At 59.8% G+C, this 14,534-nt stretch carries 14 protein-coding genes; 10 read left to right on the forward strand and 4 right to left on the reverse strand.

Going from position 1 to position 14,534, the window contains the following annotated elements; translation table 11 throughout:
* The first annotated feature begins 65 nt into the window (after positions 1–65).
* The 7 genes from ACXYMS_RS09120 to ACXYMS_RS09150 all read left to right on the forward strand — a co-directional run bounded on the left by ACXYMS_RS09120 (position 66) and on the right by ACXYMS_RS09150 (position 7,374).
* Entirely contained in the window at positions 66–578 is a 513-nt protein-coding gene (locus ACXYMS_RS09120; RefSeq protein WP_458905599.1) for a TRAP transporter small permease, read from the forward strand.
* Positions 575–1,852 carry a TRAP transporter large permease gene (locus ACXYMS_RS09125; protein WP_458905601.1) on the forward strand — a complete coding sequence of 426 codons (1,278 nt, stop codon included), beginning with the start codon at positions 575–577 and terminating at the stop codon, positions 1,850–1,852. The genes ACXYMS_RS09120 and ACXYMS_RS09125 overlap by 4 nt, the downstream gene beginning before the upstream one ends.
* 25 nt (positions 1,853–1,877) lie before the next feature.
* Positions 1,878–2,867: a TRAP transporter substrate-binding protein gene (locus tag ACXYMS_RS09130; protein ID WP_458905602.1), complete on the forward strand. Its 990-nt coding sequence runs from the start codon at positions 1,878–1,880 to the stop codon at positions 2,865–2,867.
* A gap of 88 nt (positions 2,868–2,955) precedes the next feature.
* A complete protein-coding gene (gene araD1 / locus ACXYMS_RS09135; protein WP_458905604.1) occupies positions 2,956–3,951 on the forward strand; it encodes an AraD1 family protein in 996 nt (331 codons plus the stop codon).
* A 180-nt stretch (positions 3,952–4,131) separates the two neighbouring features.
* Complete coding sequence (locus tag ACXYMS_RS09140) at positions 4,132–5,262, forward strand: iron-containing alcohol dehydrogenase (RefSeq protein WP_458905606.1); 1,131 nt, start codon at positions 4,132–4,134, stop codon at positions 5,260–5,262.
* Between the two features lie 286 nt (positions 5,263–5,548).
* The gene (locus ACXYMS_RS09145; RefSeq protein WP_458905947.1) at positions 5,549–6,505 is read left to right on the forward strand and encodes a zinc-dependent alcohol dehydrogenase; all 957 of its coding nucleotides are present in this window, start codon (positions 5,549–5,551) and stop codon (positions 6,503–6,505) included.
* Positions 6,502–7,374, forward strand: a complete 873-nt coding sequence (locus tag ACXYMS_RS09150; protein WP_458905607.1) for a sugar phosphate isomerase/epimerase family protein — start codon at positions 6,502–6,504, stop codon at positions 7,372–7,374. Before ACXYMS_RS09145 ends, ACXYMS_RS09150 begins: the two co-directional genes overlap by 4 nt.
* Here the strand turns inward: ACXYMS_RS09150 and asnB are convergent.
* From asnB to ACXYMS_RS09170, 4 genes are read right to left on the reverse strand one after another with little or no spacing between them, the layout of a single operon-like run.
* Positions 7,317–8,693 carry an asparagine synthase B gene (gene asnB, locus ACXYMS_RS09155; RefSeq protein ID WP_458905608.1) on the reverse strand — a complete coding sequence of 459 codons (1,377 nt, stop codon included), beginning with the start codon at positions 8,691–8,693 and terminating at the stop codon, positions 7,317–7,319. The genes ACXYMS_RS09150 and asnB overlap by 58 nt on opposite strands.
* A gap of 7 nt (positions 8,694–8,700) precedes the next feature.
* Positions 8,701–9,978, reverse strand: coding sequence for an MFS transporter (locus ACXYMS_RS09160; RefSeq protein ID WP_458905610.1), 1,278 nt, complete (start codon positions 9,976–9,978; stop codon positions 8,701–8,703).
* Positions 9,975–10,664: a class I SAM-dependent methyltransferase gene (locus tag ACXYMS_RS09165; protein WP_458905612.1), complete on the reverse strand. Its 690-nt coding sequence runs from the start codon at positions 10,662–10,664 to the stop codon at positions 9,975–9,977. Before ACXYMS_RS09165 ends, ACXYMS_RS09160 begins: the two co-directional genes overlap by 4 nt.
* Entirely contained in the window at positions 10,661–11,677 is a 1,017-nt protein-coding gene (locus tag ACXYMS_RS09170) for a diiron oxygenase (RefSeq protein WP_458905613.1), read from the reverse strand. Before ACXYMS_RS09170 ends, ACXYMS_RS09165 begins: the two co-directional genes overlap by 4 nt.
* Before the next feature lie 187 nt (positions 11,678–11,864).
* Between ACXYMS_RS09170 and ACXYMS_RS09175 the strand changes: the two genes are divergently transcribed.
* Genes ACXYMS_RS09175 through ACXYMS_RS09185 form a run of 3 tightly spaced genes read left to right on the forward strand, consistent with a single transcriptional unit; the run spans position 11,865 to position 14,531 of the window.
* Positions 11,865–12,551 (forward strand): 2OG-Fe dioxygenase family protein, encoded by a 687-nt coding sequence (locus tag ACXYMS_RS09175; RefSeq protein WP_458905615.1) that lies wholly within the window; start codon positions 11,865–11,867, stop codon positions 12,549–12,551.
* A gap of 2 nt (positions 12,552–12,553) precedes the next feature.
* Complete coding sequence (locus tag ACXYMS_RS09180; protein WP_458905617.1) at positions 12,554–13,309, forward strand: sulfotransferase-like domain-containing protein; 756 nt, start codon at positions 12,554–12,556, stop codon at positions 13,307–13,309.
* On the forward strand, positions 13,290–14,531 hold the full coding sequence (locus tag ACXYMS_RS09185) for an MFS transporter (RefSeq protein WP_458905618.1): 1,242 nt from the start codon (positions 13,290–13,292) through the stop codon (positions 14,529–14,531). Before ACXYMS_RS09180 ends, ACXYMS_RS09185 begins: the two co-directional genes overlap by 20 nt.
* Positions 14,532–14,534 lie beyond the last annotated feature (3 nt).

Below are 14,534 nucleotides of genomic sequence, written 5' to 3' on the forward strand. Positions count from 1 at the left end.
AACTACGCACGGAAGCTGAGACCCGCCAGATAAGGCGTACCTCTTTGTGCATGAGGAGGCTGTTGGTGGAGAAGCGCAAATTCTTCGTTTTTCGCTGGATGGAGCATCTGCTCGTCCTGGGTATGACCGTGATGTGCCTGCTCGTGTTCTTAAACGTGGTGTTACGCTACGGGCTGCGTTCGGGCATCCCTATCTCAGTGGAAATATCGCGCCTGATCTTCGTCTGGATCATCATGCTTGGCAGCGTCGTCGCGCTGCGTGAAGGCATGCACATTTCTGTTGATGCCATGCTCAACCGGCTGTCGCCCCGGGTTCGGGTGATGTCGCTTTGGCTAGCACACGGGCTGATGCTGTGGTGCTGCTGGCTGGTTTTTCAGGGCAGCCTGCGCCAGGCCCAGGTCAACTGGAGCAACAACATGCCGCTGTCCGGAGTCTCGGTCGGCTGGATGTATGCTGCAGGAATTGCTGCCGCGGTCTTATGGGCCGGAATTCTGGTCTTCAATCTCTACCGCTCCGCACGCGGCGATCACAGTCAACTGCAGCCCAACAGCCTGCCAGGCGAAGGATCTGGTCCATGAGTGCCCTTGTTTTTATCGGCTCTCTCGGCGCGGCCATGGCAATTGGTGTACCAGTCGCATTTGCGCTGATGGTCTGCGCCATTGCCATGATGTGGATGCTGGGCATGATGGATGCGCAGATCCTAGCCCAGAAGATGATCGACGGGGCCGACAGCTATCCTCTGATGGCTATTCCATTCTTCATGCTGGCGGGCGAACTGATGACAGCCGGCGGACTGTCGCGCCGCATTGTCGAGGTGGCCATGGCGCTATTCGTTCACCTGCGCGGTGGCCTGGGCTATGTGGTGATCGGCACAGGGGTGGTGTTGGCCACTCTTTCTGGCTCCGCTATTGCTGACACAGCGACTCTTGCCATCATGCTGCTGCCCATCATGCTCAAGGCGGGATATCCCGTGGGCCGGACCAGTGGTCTGATGGCGGCAACGGGCATCATTGCCCCTGTCATTCCGCCTTCCATCGGCTTTGTCGTTCTGGGCGTCACCGCCAACCTCTCGATTGTTCAACTCTTCCTTGCGGGAATTGTGCCGGGGCTGCTCATGGCCCTTAGCTTGGTCGTCGCCTGGTGGTTGATCTCGCGCCGCGATCAGACGCCTACCATGCCGCGCAAGCCCATGAAGGACGTCCTCAAGGCGATGCGCGATGCGGTGTGGGCGCTCTTCCTGCCCGTCATCATCATTGTCGGGCTGCGCATGGGCGTGTTTACCCCGACAGAAGCCGGTATCGTCGCTGCCGCATATGCCCTCTTCGTTAGCATGGTCGTCTACCGCGAGATGACGCTCAAGGATCTCTATGGCTGCCTGCTCGGGTCGGCCAAGCTGACCGCCATCATCATGCTGTTAGTTGCGGCTTCGAGTGTGACAGCATTTCTAATTACCATAGCCAGTGTACCCGCGCAGGTGATTGGCTTCTTGGGGCCGTTCATCGACCAGCCTATTTTGCTCATGGCGCTCATGATGCTGGGCGTCTTCATCATCGGCAGCGTGCTCGATTTCACGCCGGCGATCACCATTCTGGTGCCTGTGCTCATGCCAGTGGTCAAAGCAGCTGGCATCAGTCCGATCTATTTTGGTGTGCTTTTCCTCATGGCTGCGGCCATTGGGATGATCACGCCGCCGGTCGGCGCCGTGTTGAACACCGTCAGCGGCATCGCCCGGATACCCTTGGAAAAGGCGGTGGTGGGAGTGATGCCCTTCCTGCTTGCAGAAATCGCTGTGCTGATCCTGCTGATCCTGTTTCCAGGCCTCGTTACCGGCCCGCTTGAACTCTTCTACTGAACCGACAATTAACCGGAGGAAATCAATGAAACTCGCCCAACTGCTCACCGCCACCGCCCTGGTGCTGGCCTCAGCCACCCTGCCTGCCGCAGCTCAGACAGCCCGCATCGGCTATGTGCCGGTCGAGGAGCATCCCGTCGGCCAAGGCGTCAACAAGTTCGTCGAACTGGTCGCCGAAAAGACTGACGGCCGCATCGAACTGCAGAAGTTTGGTAATGGTACGCTCGGTAACGAGCCGCAGATGCAGTCGTCCATCCAGGGCGAAATCCTCGAGGTGATGGTCGGCCCGACCTCCAACCTCGTCGGCTCAATCCCCGAATTCTTGATCTTTGATCTGCCCTTCTTCTACCCCGATTTCGAAGCGGTGGATAAGGTCATGGACGGTCGCGTCGGCGACGCGCTGTTCGAAAAGCTCGACGCGCTCAACATGGTTGGCCTCGCCTATTGGGATAATGGCTTCCGCCACATGACCAATGCAATTCGCCCGATCAACTCGGTGGATGATGTCGCCGGGCTCAACATCCGCGTGATCCCCAACCCGCTGTTCATCTCGACCTTTACGGCGCTCGGTGCCAATCCCGTGCCGCTGCCATACCCGGAGCTCTTCACTGCGCTTGAAACGGGCGCCGTGGATGCTCAGGAAACTCCGGTCGGCCTGATCCATTCCAGCCGCTTCTATGAAGTTCAGGACCATCTCGCCCTCACCGGCCACGTCTACACACCGTATCTGTTGATCGCTAACAAAACTTGGTTCGAGGGCCTCTCGGAAGAAGACCAGGGGCTCGTGATGGAAGCTGCCCACGAGTCTGCGGTCTATCAGCGCGAACTGTCGCGCAGCGACGCTGACCGACTGGTCGGGCTGCTCGAGGAAGAGGGCATGGAAGTGACCCGTCTGTCGGATGAGGAAATGGCTCGTATGCGCGAGACCGTTGCGCCAGTCGTCGAAGAATTCAGCGAAACCATCGGTGCTGATTTGATCGCCCAGGCGCGCGAAGACATGAGCACTGCCGACTAAAGCAGGCCAGACAGGAGGCGTTAAAGCGCTTCCCACTTGGGCGGCCCGCTCCGGGCCGCCACCCTTTCCCAAAACCGGAGTACTTTTCATGCGGCTGATCCAGTTCGAGCCCAGCGATGGCACACGCGCCGTAGGCGTTGTTGACGGTAATGCCATTCTCACCCTCAACGGGACGGCGACAGTCCGCCAACTGGCGCTCGACGCTATCGCAGCGGGACGTTCGCTCTCTGAAGAGGTCAAGGACCGCGGCACGGGCGAAGCGCATGACTACGATGCACTCATGGCTGCCGGTCGTGTCCTGCCACCGCTCGATCATGAAGACCCTGCTCACACCGTGATCGCCGGCACCGGCTTGACCCATACCGGCAGCGCCGCAGCACGCAGCCAGATGCACGCCAAGATCGCCGGTGCCGAAGCCGAGCTCAACGATTCCATGCGCATCTTCAAATGGGGCGTCGAAGGTGGGAAGCCGGGGGCCGGCAAGGCCGGGGTACAGCCGGAATGGTTCTACAAGGGCGACGGCTCGATTGTGTCCCGCCCGGGTCAGCCTCTGCCCATGCCCGACTTTGCCGAAGATTCTGGCGAAGAGCCCGAAGTTGTTGGCCTGTACGTCATTGCCCCGGACGGTACGCCCTGGCGCGTCGGCTTTGCGGTCGGCAACGAGACTACCGACCACGTTACAGAAAAAAAGAATTATCTCTATCTGGCTCACGCCAAGCTGCGCTTCTGCGCCTATGGCCCAGAGTTGTTCATCGGCGACTTGCCTTCCAACCTTGTCGGCAATGTGCGTATCCTGCGCGATGGCCAAACCCTTTGGGAAAAGTCATTTCCCACAGGCGAGGATAACATGTGCCACTCCCTCGCAAACCTTGAATATCACCACTTCAAGTACGACCAGTTCCTGCGCCCCGGCGATGTGCATGTGCAGTTCATGGGCACCTCGGTCGCCTCGTTCGGCGACGGCATCAAGACCCGGGTTGGCGACGTTTTCGAGATCAGCATTCCCGAATTTGGTCGTCCGCTGACCAACGCCATTTCCCTGGTGCCCTCCAAGAACGGCCTCAATCCCGTCAAGTCGCTTTGATGATACTGCCCCGCATCCAGTCGTGGTGCGGGGTCCACTCGCCGCTGGGTTGCAGCCCTTGTTCGACCCGCCATACAGGGCACAGCACCTGCTACGACGTTTGTTGGCGATGACTGCTGAGCCGGGTTCCGCAGCAATTGCAGAGGGTCTAAACCTTCCTCGACTGACAGGAGAACGCTAATGGCCCTGATCCAATACCTCACGCGTATTCAGTTCGAAGCGGGAGCCGTCTCCCTGCTTGCGGGTGAACTGAAGCTTCTGGGCGTGTCGCGACCCCTGGTGGTTACGGACAAGGGGATTGTTGCCGCAGGTCTGCTCGCAACCGTGCTGGCCAAATCCGGCCTTCAGCCAGACACGGCCGTGTTCGACGATACGCCGGAGAACCCGACCGAAGCCGCGGCCCATGGGGCAGTCGAGCTGTTCAGGACGGCCGGCTGCGACAGCATCGTGGCAATTGGCGGCGGCTCGGCCATTGATTTAGGCAAGGCGGTCTCGCTGCTAACAACTCACTCCGGCCCGTTGGAACGCTATGCTGCTATTTTGGGCGGGGTGGACCGGATTAGTGCGGACAAGCCACCGGTGATTGCGGTGCCGACCACCGCGGGCACCGGCAGCGAGGTCGGACGCGCGGCCCTGCTGACCCTTGAGGACGGACGCAAGTTGGGGTTCATTTCGCCTCACATGATCCCGAGCGTTGCAATCTGTGATCCTGAGCTGACGCTTGGCCTCCCGCCTTGCCTGACGGCGGCCACGGGGATGGATGCGATCACCCATTGTATCGAGACCTTTCTCAGCCCGCGATTTAACCCAGTGGCCGATGCGATCGCCCTCGATGGGCTCGCCCGCGCGGCGAAATGGCTCGAGATCGCCACAAGCAACGGCTCTGATGTCAGGGCGCGGCGTGAAATGATGATGGCTGCCCTACAAGGCGGCCTGACCTTTCAAAAAGGGCTTGGCGCCGTACATTCGCTGTCTCATCCGCTCGGGGGACTGAAGTCGGTCAAACTTCACCATGGGACACTCAACGCCGTGCTGCTGCCAGCCGTGCTGCGCTACAATGCGGTGGGCAGCGAAGAGAAGTATGCGCGCATCCGGGCAGCCGTGGGTTTGCCGGAGCATGCGGATGTGGCTTCGGAAATGGCCGCGCTCTCGCAACGTTTGGGCCTGCCGGCGACTCTCGGTCAGATGGGGGTAAGCGCCGACTGCTTCGAACAGATAGCCCAACATGCTGTCCAAGACCACTCGACCGCTTCCAATCCGCGGCCCGTCAGCGCACAGGACTTTCGCCAAATTCTTGAGGACAGCCTGTAGGGCAGCGACTCGACATGTCGGCATGGGTCAAACCATCTTGCCCGTGGCACATGCTCGCTGAAGCCTCCGGTGGCCCCAAAAACCAGCGTCCACCGAGTTCGTGTCACTGATTACGTACCTCAGCGCGCTACCTTTTGAGTGACTCACCGGGAGAGCGAGTTGGCATTGTGAGGAGGAAGCAATTCAAAGCGTAGAGATCAAGGGTGCCCATGAAGCCGTAGTGTCGGAGCGACCAGACCCGCAGGCGGCAGGAGACATCGTCAAGGTCCAGGTATTCGTTGCGCCGATGTGCACGGAGTGGCAGTCCTGGCGAGAGGGCAAGCACTCCTGCGAGCTCGGTCATGAGGCTGTCGGAGTTGTGGTCGATGCTGCTCAATCCAAGCGCCTCAAGAACGGTGATCGCGTTGTGGTAATGCCGCATGCCGGCTGTGGAACTTGCCCGGCATGTCTTGCGGGTGAGCACATTCACTGCACGGATCAACGGGACCTTTTGGCTGAGACTGGATCTTCCAGCGGGATCGGCTGCTATGCAGAATACCTGCTCAAGCCCGACTATCTGCTCCATCCCGTGCCTGACGACATCGAGACCGATCACGCTGCCATGGCGGTGTGCGCACTGGGGCCGAGTTTCACGGCGATGGAGCGCATGCAGGTAAGCTCATCTGACACGGTTCTCGTGTCGGGATGCGGTGCAGTGGGGCTCGGAGCCATCATCAATGCCCGCACCATCGGCGCTCGGGTGATTGCACTGGAGCTCCATCCTTATCGCACCGACCTCGCCCGCGCTCTTGGTGCCGAACATGTTCTCGATCCGCGGGCACCCGACCTCATCGAGCAGGTGAGGGCACTCACGGGAGGCTATGGTGTCGATGCGGCCATCGAAACCAGCAACAACCCGGCGGCCCCGCCCGTAGTCCTCGAACTGCTGCGGGCGCGGGGACGGTTGGCATTCGTCACCTGGTCGGGCGAACTCCCCGTCAAGCGCATTACGGGCAAGGGCGTTGAGATCTTCGGTAGCTGGCACTGGAACCACGAACAATTCGGCGATCGCATGATGCAGCGGGTGCGGGATGCCCGCCCGATGCTGGACAATCTCACCACTCACCGTTTCGCCCTTGCTGATGTTGCGGATGCCTTCGCGCTGCAGGAGACCGGCAGATGTGGCAAGGTGCTGCTCTATCCCGGGGGCGTGCCCGACCTAGTCCCAGCGAAGCACACAGCCGCAGTGGAGCCAGCCCTATGACGTTCAGGATCGGCGGATATGGCATCGACTACACCGGTGACCCGGAGGCTTATGCGAGGGCGCATGTAGAGTTCGGCTACAACGCGGGCTACATGCCCAACATCAGCATCGAAAACCGTGACGAGATCGCTGCCATCGTCAAGGCGATGGCCGATGCGGACGTGGTGATCGCGGAGGGCGGGGCGTGGCGCAACCTCATCGCCCATGATGAGAAGGTGCGAAAGGCCAATCTGGACTATGCCGTTCATCAGCTTGCACTGGCTGATGAGATGGGTGCACGGGCCTGTGTTGCGTTCCACGGCACGGTCGGCCATGCGGGTGACCCCTGGCAGCTCAGCGAAAATTACGACTATGGTCCCCATCCGGACAACCAGACGGAAGCCGGCTTCGAGCGGGCCGTCGAAACGGCCCGGTACGTGATTGATGCCGTCAAGCCGACACGAGCCAAGTTCTCGCTCGAAATGGTCCCGTGGCTCGTGACAGACACGCCTGAGAACTACCTCAAGCTCCTTAGGGCGATCGATCGGCCACAGTTCGGTGCTCATATCGATGCGGTGAACATGGTCATCACGCCGCGGCTCTATTTTAACACCGGACGAATGATCCGGGAGGCGTTCGAGCTGTTGGGACCGTGGGTGGTTTCCTGCCACGCTAAGGACATTGTCATGCAGGGCGGGCCAGGAACGATCTCGTTCCATTTCGATGAGGTGCCGCCCGGCGAAGGCAATCTCGACTATGCCGCCTATGTTACCGAAATCTCTCGGCTCGGGCGCGAGGTGCCGCTGATGCTGGAGCACTTCGACGTGCCGGCCTACAGACGCGGTCTTGCCCGCATCAAGTCGGTGGCGCAGGCGGAGGGGATTGCTTGAGGCGAGCCGGGCAAAGGAGGGGTGTGATCCGGCAGATAGGTCCTGAAGGCCGCGCGCAAGACATGCTTCTCCATTCGGTCGCTGCTGCACCGCTTGAGGTGCGGGGCGATGCCCATGGCAAATTCGAGGAAGTCACGATCAAGGAATGGCACGCGGGGTTCGACGCCCCATGCCAGCATGGTCTTGTTGGCGCGCAGGCAGTCATAGAGATGCATCATCTCAAGCTTGCGCGTGCATTCCTGGGGGATGCTGTCGTCATCGGGGGCGAAATGGAAGTAGAGATAACCCGCAAATGACTCATCGGCGCCGTCGCCGGTGAGCACCACCTTGGTCCCGTCACCGCGGATGCGCCTGGACAGCATATACATCGGCACCGAGGCGCGCACGGAGGTCACATCGCATGATTCAAGATGGTAGATGGTCTGTTCAAGGGCATCGAGTCCCTCCTCGACGGTAAATATCTGCTGGTTGTGGCGCAGGCCCAGGAAATCGGCCACTTCCCGCGCCGCATCGAGATCGGGAGAGTCCGCCAGGCCGATGGAATAGGAGGCTATGTCGGCTGAGGGCGCCTGCTCGCGCAACAACCGCGCCCCGATACTGGCGATGAGCGATGAGTCCAGGCCGCCCGAAAGCAGGAACCCGACATTTACGTCGGCCATCAGATGTCGCCTGACCGAGGTGGTGAGCGCCTGGCGCAGGTCGTCACTATCGGGCGAAAGCGTCGGGGTCGCACCCGACCAGGGCGGGAAATAGTAGCGCACGGGTGCCGGGTCGGTTTCGGTCAGGTAATGACCCGGTGGAAATACCGAATAGGATACGCACACCCCCTCGAGCGCCTTCAACTCCGAGGAGACATGCAGCGCGCCCTCCTGATCGTAGCCATAGTAGAGCGAAAGAATGCCGATATGGTCGCGGCCGATGACGAAGCGTTCACCGCCATCGAAGACAGCGACAAAGGCGAACATCCCCCGAAGCCGATCGATGCCCCTGGCTCCCTCGCGTTCCAGGACCGGCAGGATGACTTCACAGTCCGAAGCGGTCCTGAATGGAAAGGCCGAACAGGACTGGCGCAACGCGGCATGATTGTAGATTTCGGCGTTGGCGATGACGGCCGCGCGACCATCCCGGCTCCGGATGGGCTGACCTCCATTGAAGACATCCACCACGGCAATGCGGTTGTGGCACAGGACAGTGTTGCCGATCTCGCAGATCCCCGATGAATCGGGTCCGCGATGGTGCAGCAGGTGAGACTGGCGGGCCGCGAGATTTCGCCGCTCCCGCGGCTGGGCTCCGGAATTCAGGATCGCATATATCGACACACGGTAGCTACCTTGCCTCCTGTTCTGCAGTTCTTGTTGCAAGCCTGGTGCCTCCCAGCAGGAACCAGGCAATCACGGTCGATCCAGCGAGCGAGAGGGCGGCAGCAAGACCGACCATGCGCAGGGCATCGACCGCCGCCTCCGACAGTGCCGAAGCGCCCTGGGGTATCCAGAACGGGGCTGTTGCATAGGCAAAAGGCACGAGCAGCCAGCTCGATGTGCGCTCGAGGCCAGATAGAATGCCCTGGCGCTGCCGTGATGCCCCGCCGAGCCACACATATTGGGCGGCAACGAGCGAGGCCGGCATGATGAAAAAGCCCGCGGCCAGCGCCATGGTATAGACAACGACAGAGTGGGTTTGAGACTCGATGGCGATCAAGATTCCACCGGCAAATTCGATGGCGAGGAAGAGCCTCATTGCGAAGGTCCTCGACCAGAAGGGTTGCAGCCACCGCACGGCGATGCTGCCGCAGACAGCGCTGATATTGGCTATGGTCATCGACAGGCCAAACATGGCCTCGCCGGCGAAGGATACGACGACCGGGGCCAGGGCGATTGCGGCCACTTCCACGCAGGCCGTCGACACCGCCAGATAGGGGGCGAATATTCTGATCGCCCTGTCCTGGCGAAGGATGGCCAGCATGCCCTGGGCGGACACGCGCGATGCCTTTTCGGCAGGACTGGATTCCACCCGCCGTTCCAGGCTGGAGATCAGGCGCCATCGCCTGAGCCCCAGAAGCAATGTCCATGCCCCCAGCAATTGCAGGATGACCGCGATCTGGATCAGGTTGAGCGGCACAAAGACGACCAGCAGCAGAGGCGATAATACCCTGGCCGATTGTTCCGCCAACTGGATACGGGCCAGGCCGCCGGAAAGGTCGATACCACGTTCCTCCAGCAGCCTTGGCAGGCTGATGGACATTACGGCCATGGCCGAGCACTGAATGCTGCAGGCCAGGGTCAGCAACAGTGACCAGGGGAGGACATCGGCGCCGCTCGTTGCGGCCAGGAGCGTCGCCGTAGCGGCCAGCAAGACGCCGGCAGACACGGCGATGGTCAACATCGCCCGGCCGATACGCTGGATCAGCAGTCCGGCCAGGGGTCCGAACAGCGCAGTGCCTGCCGCCGCGATGACGACGTTACCGCCATAGGCCGAGAACGAGCCGGTTTCCCTCAGGATGAGGATGCTCAGGGCAATGGTGCACACGCCGTACATCGAGGTGCCCACGAACTGCCCCGCCTGCGCGAAGCGCAGGATGGCGGTCTGCTCGCCGGGAACGGTCACGCCGTTCCCCTGGAACCGTGCACGATCCCTATCAGGTCGCAGACGGACTCGCTTTGCACTGTTGCGCCCATATCGTCGAAAAGGTCGGCAAGAAAGCCAAGCGCACAGGTGTATTCGGCCTGACTAGAGGTGCGGCTCCGCGCCTCCTGGGGATCGACATGGGGAAAGAAGGTGCGGATCATCATCTCTTTGAGTTCGACCGCGTCCAGCTCCCTGCCGGTGCAGTTCATCTGGTCTGCAATGACGAACTGCCCACCGGGTTTGAGAACGCGGATGATCTCCCGCGCCACGCGCTGCTTGTCGGCATCAGACACATGGTGCAGGGCCAGGCTCGAAAGGACGCAATCCACCGAGCCGGACGGTAAGGGGATGTCGAGGAAGCTGCCGGCAAGCGCCTTGAACCGGTGCAGTCTACAGGCGCTGGTGTGCATCTTGGCTCTGGCCAACATTTCTGCCGAGAAATCCAGTCCGATCAGCTGCGCCGCCATGGCAAACTTCTCCGCGCGTTCGCGCAATACCCGGGCCGTGCCCGTTCCCAGGTCGAGTACAACCGCCCCGGGAGCCACGCGCGCCAGTTCGCCCACCCGGCGGACTGTCTGGCGGCGTACCGGCAAGACGTCGAAATGATCGTCGAAGTCCACGGCCCGGCCGTTCCAATAGGTGCGAGACGCCTCGATGTCGGTCAAGCCACCCGCTCCATCTCGAGCAGTCCCTGGCGCTGCAAGGCGTGCTGCAGGCGGTCCGCCTGCGAAGAGTTGACGAGGGCGAACAGGATGGCGACGAGACTGCGGCTGGTGCCAATGGCAAATTCGGCGATGGCGGACTCGGCATAGGTTTCGGCCAGGATGCCGCGGGTCGCGGCGCCCCCGATGCCGATGCCGATGCTCTCAAGCTCGCGAGCCATCGTGGACATGTCGGGACGGCAATAGGCCCGGATCATTTCGGGAACCGAATCGAGGACCATGCCCTGGTCCGGATCGGACAATTGCTCCCAGATGACATGCAGGAACGACTTGTAGAAGGCATGATGCCGGGACTCGTCCACCGCATGGTCGTGCAAAAGCGCCCCGACCGATGACCCCATGTCATGATGCCGGTGGGCATCTTTGAGGGTCGTAGTGATCAGCATTTCGCTCACGATCACGAAGAAGACCTGCAGCAAGGCTGCTCTGCGGTCCTTCCCGTCCGCCTCTATCGAAAGGAAATAGGACAGGAAAGGCGGGCGATCCTGCTGCACCGCCTTTCCTTCGAGGCGTTTTGCGGCTTCGGCCATGGCATTGTAAGCCACGAGCGCGTGATAGGCCTCGTCGACATAGATGCGGTGGGCGTCCAGAACCAGTGCTTCGGGCAGACGAAACCCATAATTCTCCAGGGCAATGTTCGCCGTCACCGTGTTGACCACCACCAGTTCGAGCTTGTGGGTGAAGTTCATGAACCGCTGGAATGCCATGCGTCGCAACGCCATCCGCGCCTCCGGGGCGAGGCCGACCAGAAGACGATGGCGCAGCACGGGAACATGCCTTTCGGACAGGGCCGTTTCGTCGTCCGCGGCAATCCGATAGGGCCGGCTGCGAACAGAAGCCTTCTGGTCCCATGCACCAAAGGCGCTTCTCGGTTGCTTAGGGCAGACTTGCTGAAGACGCTTGGGACAGGCCAGCGCGAAGTCGCAACCAACAAAGAAGCCAATCAATCCACACATGCATCCGCCCTCTATGGCGGGGGCATTACAATGATTTCCCAGGCTGTTTCATATAGGTATAAACATCAGGATGTGAGCAGGATTTCAATTTGCTAACACTACCGTCCACTGCGTCGATGAAGTCAATTTATTGTTTTAGCTGACGCACTTAACGCTCAATAAAGGACGGATTCAAAACATGCGATTTATGGGTAAGGCGCTTGGGCCGACCGGCTATGACGTTATACAGATGCCGCAAAACGATGAGGTTATCCGCAAGAGTTTTGCCAGTCTTCCCCAGGACCCATACTATGATGGCAGGCTGAGGCGATTTTCTCAATTCATGCTTTTCTTCGAGCATGACCAGTGGCGTTCGGTTAAACTGCAGAAGCGTCCATTCATTCAGTCAAAGAAGTATAATCAGAAGATCGGGGGCGTCGAGCGCCACTTCGAACCGATCGAAGAGTTCGATCCCAACCCCTATTTCGCGACGATCGCCGAGCGGCTGAATCTGGACAAGAATGACTGCTTTCAGGTGAACTTCCACAACTGGCGCACGCTGGTGGGCGGTGGGTTCAAGGGCAGCCTGGTGCCGGAAGGCGCCCACCGGGACGGCCACCACATTACTTCCGTGACCATCTGGGATCGCCACAATATCAAGGGCGGGGACAGCCAGATCCTTTCCATCGCCAGCCGCGAGTTGCAATTCCAGACGCTTCTCGAAAACGGCAAGTGCCTGGTCATGAGTGATCCGGACGTCATCCATGGCGCGACCGACATCGAAGTCGTCGATGACCAGCAGCAGGGGTACCGGGACACCTGGGTGATCTCCATGAATCCCTGGGAAGATCGTCGATACGGCGTCGAATTCGAAGCAATGGCGAAGGGCGCCTGAGCATGAGCGGCGACACAGCATTTCTCTGGGCTGTACCGCGATCCCGGTCAACCGTCTTTGAGAAGGCGGTGTCGCAGCAGTCAGGCTTTCAGGTTCTACATGAGCCCTTTACGTACCACTACTATTTCGGCCCCAACAAAAGGTCCGCGCGGTATGGCGAAGTTAATAGTGAGCGCTCGGACACGACATTGTCCTGCCCGGTCGCCGAGGCCCCGAGAGACGAAGGACGCTGTCTCCTTGTAAAAGAGCTTGCCTTTCAGGGCGAACCATTCGTGCAAGACGAGACTCTTCTTGCAGCAAAGCATGTGCTCCTGGTGAGGAACCCTCTTGCGACCTATCGTTCCTTGGTGAAATTGAAGCCGGATTTTACTGAAGAAGAGTTCGGATTCATTTCCCTGCAGCGCGTCATTGACCGCCTGGACGATCTAAATATTCGCCCAGTGGCGATTTTCGACGGCGACCGCTTCGCCGAAGACCCCGATCGGCAAATCCGATTGCTCTGCCGTCACATGGATGTCGAGTTTGAGCCGGGCAAGCTCGAATGGGAAAGCGGCAAGATCCGGGACTGGACGTCGGAAGAGGAGCAATCCCAACAGAAGTGGCACAGGACGCTGGAAAACTCCGGCAAGGTTCTTCCCGAAACGGAATCCGATACCGAATCCTTTAACATAAATCCGAGCCACATCGACATAATAACAGACGCGATACGAATATACCTGGGCTTTAGAAAGGCCAATTGTGTCTGCAAGAAAATATAAGAGCCCGCTGGCGTCCATATTTTCCACTCGTCCGTTCAGCATAGTCTGGCTATCGACGTTTCTAACGACGGTTGCGTCTTTTTCCCTGCTGCTCTCGCTGACAAGTTTCGCATTCGATCGCACGCAATCCGTTCTTGTTTCATCGCTGGTCTTTGTGAGCCAGTGGGTTCTGGCCGCTGTCAGCCCCTCCCTGATTTCGTATCTGTCCGCTCGCAGGCCGGTCATATCCCTGCTGGCAGTGGCTGAACTGATCTCGGCGGTTATAATTGGAATACTGGCAATTCTTCACGCCTACCTGCCCGAAGACCTCTTCGTTGTCCTGATTGTCATTCTGCTCGTACCGCGGGGATTTCTGGAATCCCTGAACAAGTCGTTGCGGGTCGTGCCCATCAAAAGCGTTGTCCTCCACGAATATATCCGACCCGCCGTCGCCTATCTTGGGATGGCGCAATTCATCGCAACGGCATGCGGCTCCCTGGTTGGTCTCTATCTTTACCAGACCGTTGGACTCGCGGGCGTTCTGCTGTCCACCTGCCTGGTGTTCCTATTGTCGGCGGCACTGTTCAGCACATTGTCCGGCGTTGAGGTGACGCGGCAAAATCGGGACACGGCCAGCCTTGGCCTGAGTCGGTACTGGGGTTCGGTCGTCAAGGTCCTCCAGCGCGAGACCGGCCTTCTTGAGGCATTTGTCTATCTTGGCGCCTGCACGGCGCTGTATCAGGGCTACCATACGGCAGGCCGGAGCGCCTATGCCTCACAATATCTCGCCCTGCCCGAAACCGGCCCGATGCTGGTTCAGTTTGCCGCCAGCACAGCAATCATCGCCGGAGCAGGCTTTTACGCTGCCTTTCATGCGCGATTGCGGGACAAATCCATATCCAGCCTGCTGTTCATGGCGACTGCGGCGGCAATTTTCGTCACCTATATTCCCGGCATGCCGATCCAGATGCTCGCGCAATATGCGCTTTTCATATTCATCTGGGAGATCGGTTTCATGCATTTTCAGACAAGCATGATTGCCAGATGCGATGGTGATGAGGTTGCCTTGATCAACTCCGCCAGCGTGGCAACCATGAATACCGGCATGGCGATTGTCGCCCTGGCCGCTGCTTACCTGGCAGATGTTGTCTCATTGTTCTCGGTCGGGGTGGCAATACTTGTTCTTGCGACAATGGTGGTTCTTGCCATCAGGTTTTCAGGCGTAAATTCGCAGCGGAGATAAGTA

It is taken from the genome of Devosia sp. CAU 1758 (assembly GCF_054482695.1).

What these genes read in the sequence shown, in the direction of transcription:
- ACXYMS_RS09125 (WP_458905601.1), top strand. Translation starts at nt 575, where the DNA reads ATGAGTGCCCTTGTTTTTATCGGCTCTCTCGGCGCGGCCATGGCAATT.
- ACXYMS_RS09130 (WP_458905602.1), top strand. Translation starts at nt 1,878, where the DNA reads ATGAAACTCGCCCAACTGCTCACCGCCACCGCCCTGGTGCTGGCCTCA.
- araD1 (WP_458905604.1), top strand. Translation starts at nt 2,956, where the DNA reads ATGCGGCTGATCCAGTTCGAGCCCAGCGATGGCACACGCGCCGTAGGC.
- ACXYMS_RS09140 (WP_458905606.1), top strand. Translation starts at nt 4,132, where the DNA reads ATGGCCCTGATCCAATACCTCACGCGTATTCAGTTCGAAGCGGGAGCC.
- ACXYMS_RS09145 (WP_458905947.1), top strand. Translation starts at nt 5,549, where the DNA reads ATGTGCACGGAGTGGCAGTCCTGGCGAGAGGGCAAGCACTCCTGCGAG.
- ACXYMS_RS09150 (WP_458905607.1), top strand. Translation starts at nt 6,502, where the DNA reads ATGACGTTCAGGATCGGCGGATATGGCATCGACTACACCGGTGACCCG.
- ACXYMS_RS09170 (WP_458905613.1), bottom strand. Translation starts at nt 11,677, where the DNA reads ATGTGTGGATTGATTGGCTTCTTTGTTGGTTGCGACTTCGCGCTGGCC.
- ACXYMS_RS09175 (WP_458905615.1), top strand. Translation starts at nt 11,865, where the DNA reads ATGGGTAAGGCGCTTGGGCCGACCGGCTATGACGTTATACAGATGCCG.
- ACXYMS_RS09180 (WP_458905617.1), top strand. Translation starts at nt 12,554, where the DNA reads ATGAGCGGCGACACAGCATTTCTCTGGGCTGTACCGCGATCCCGGTCA.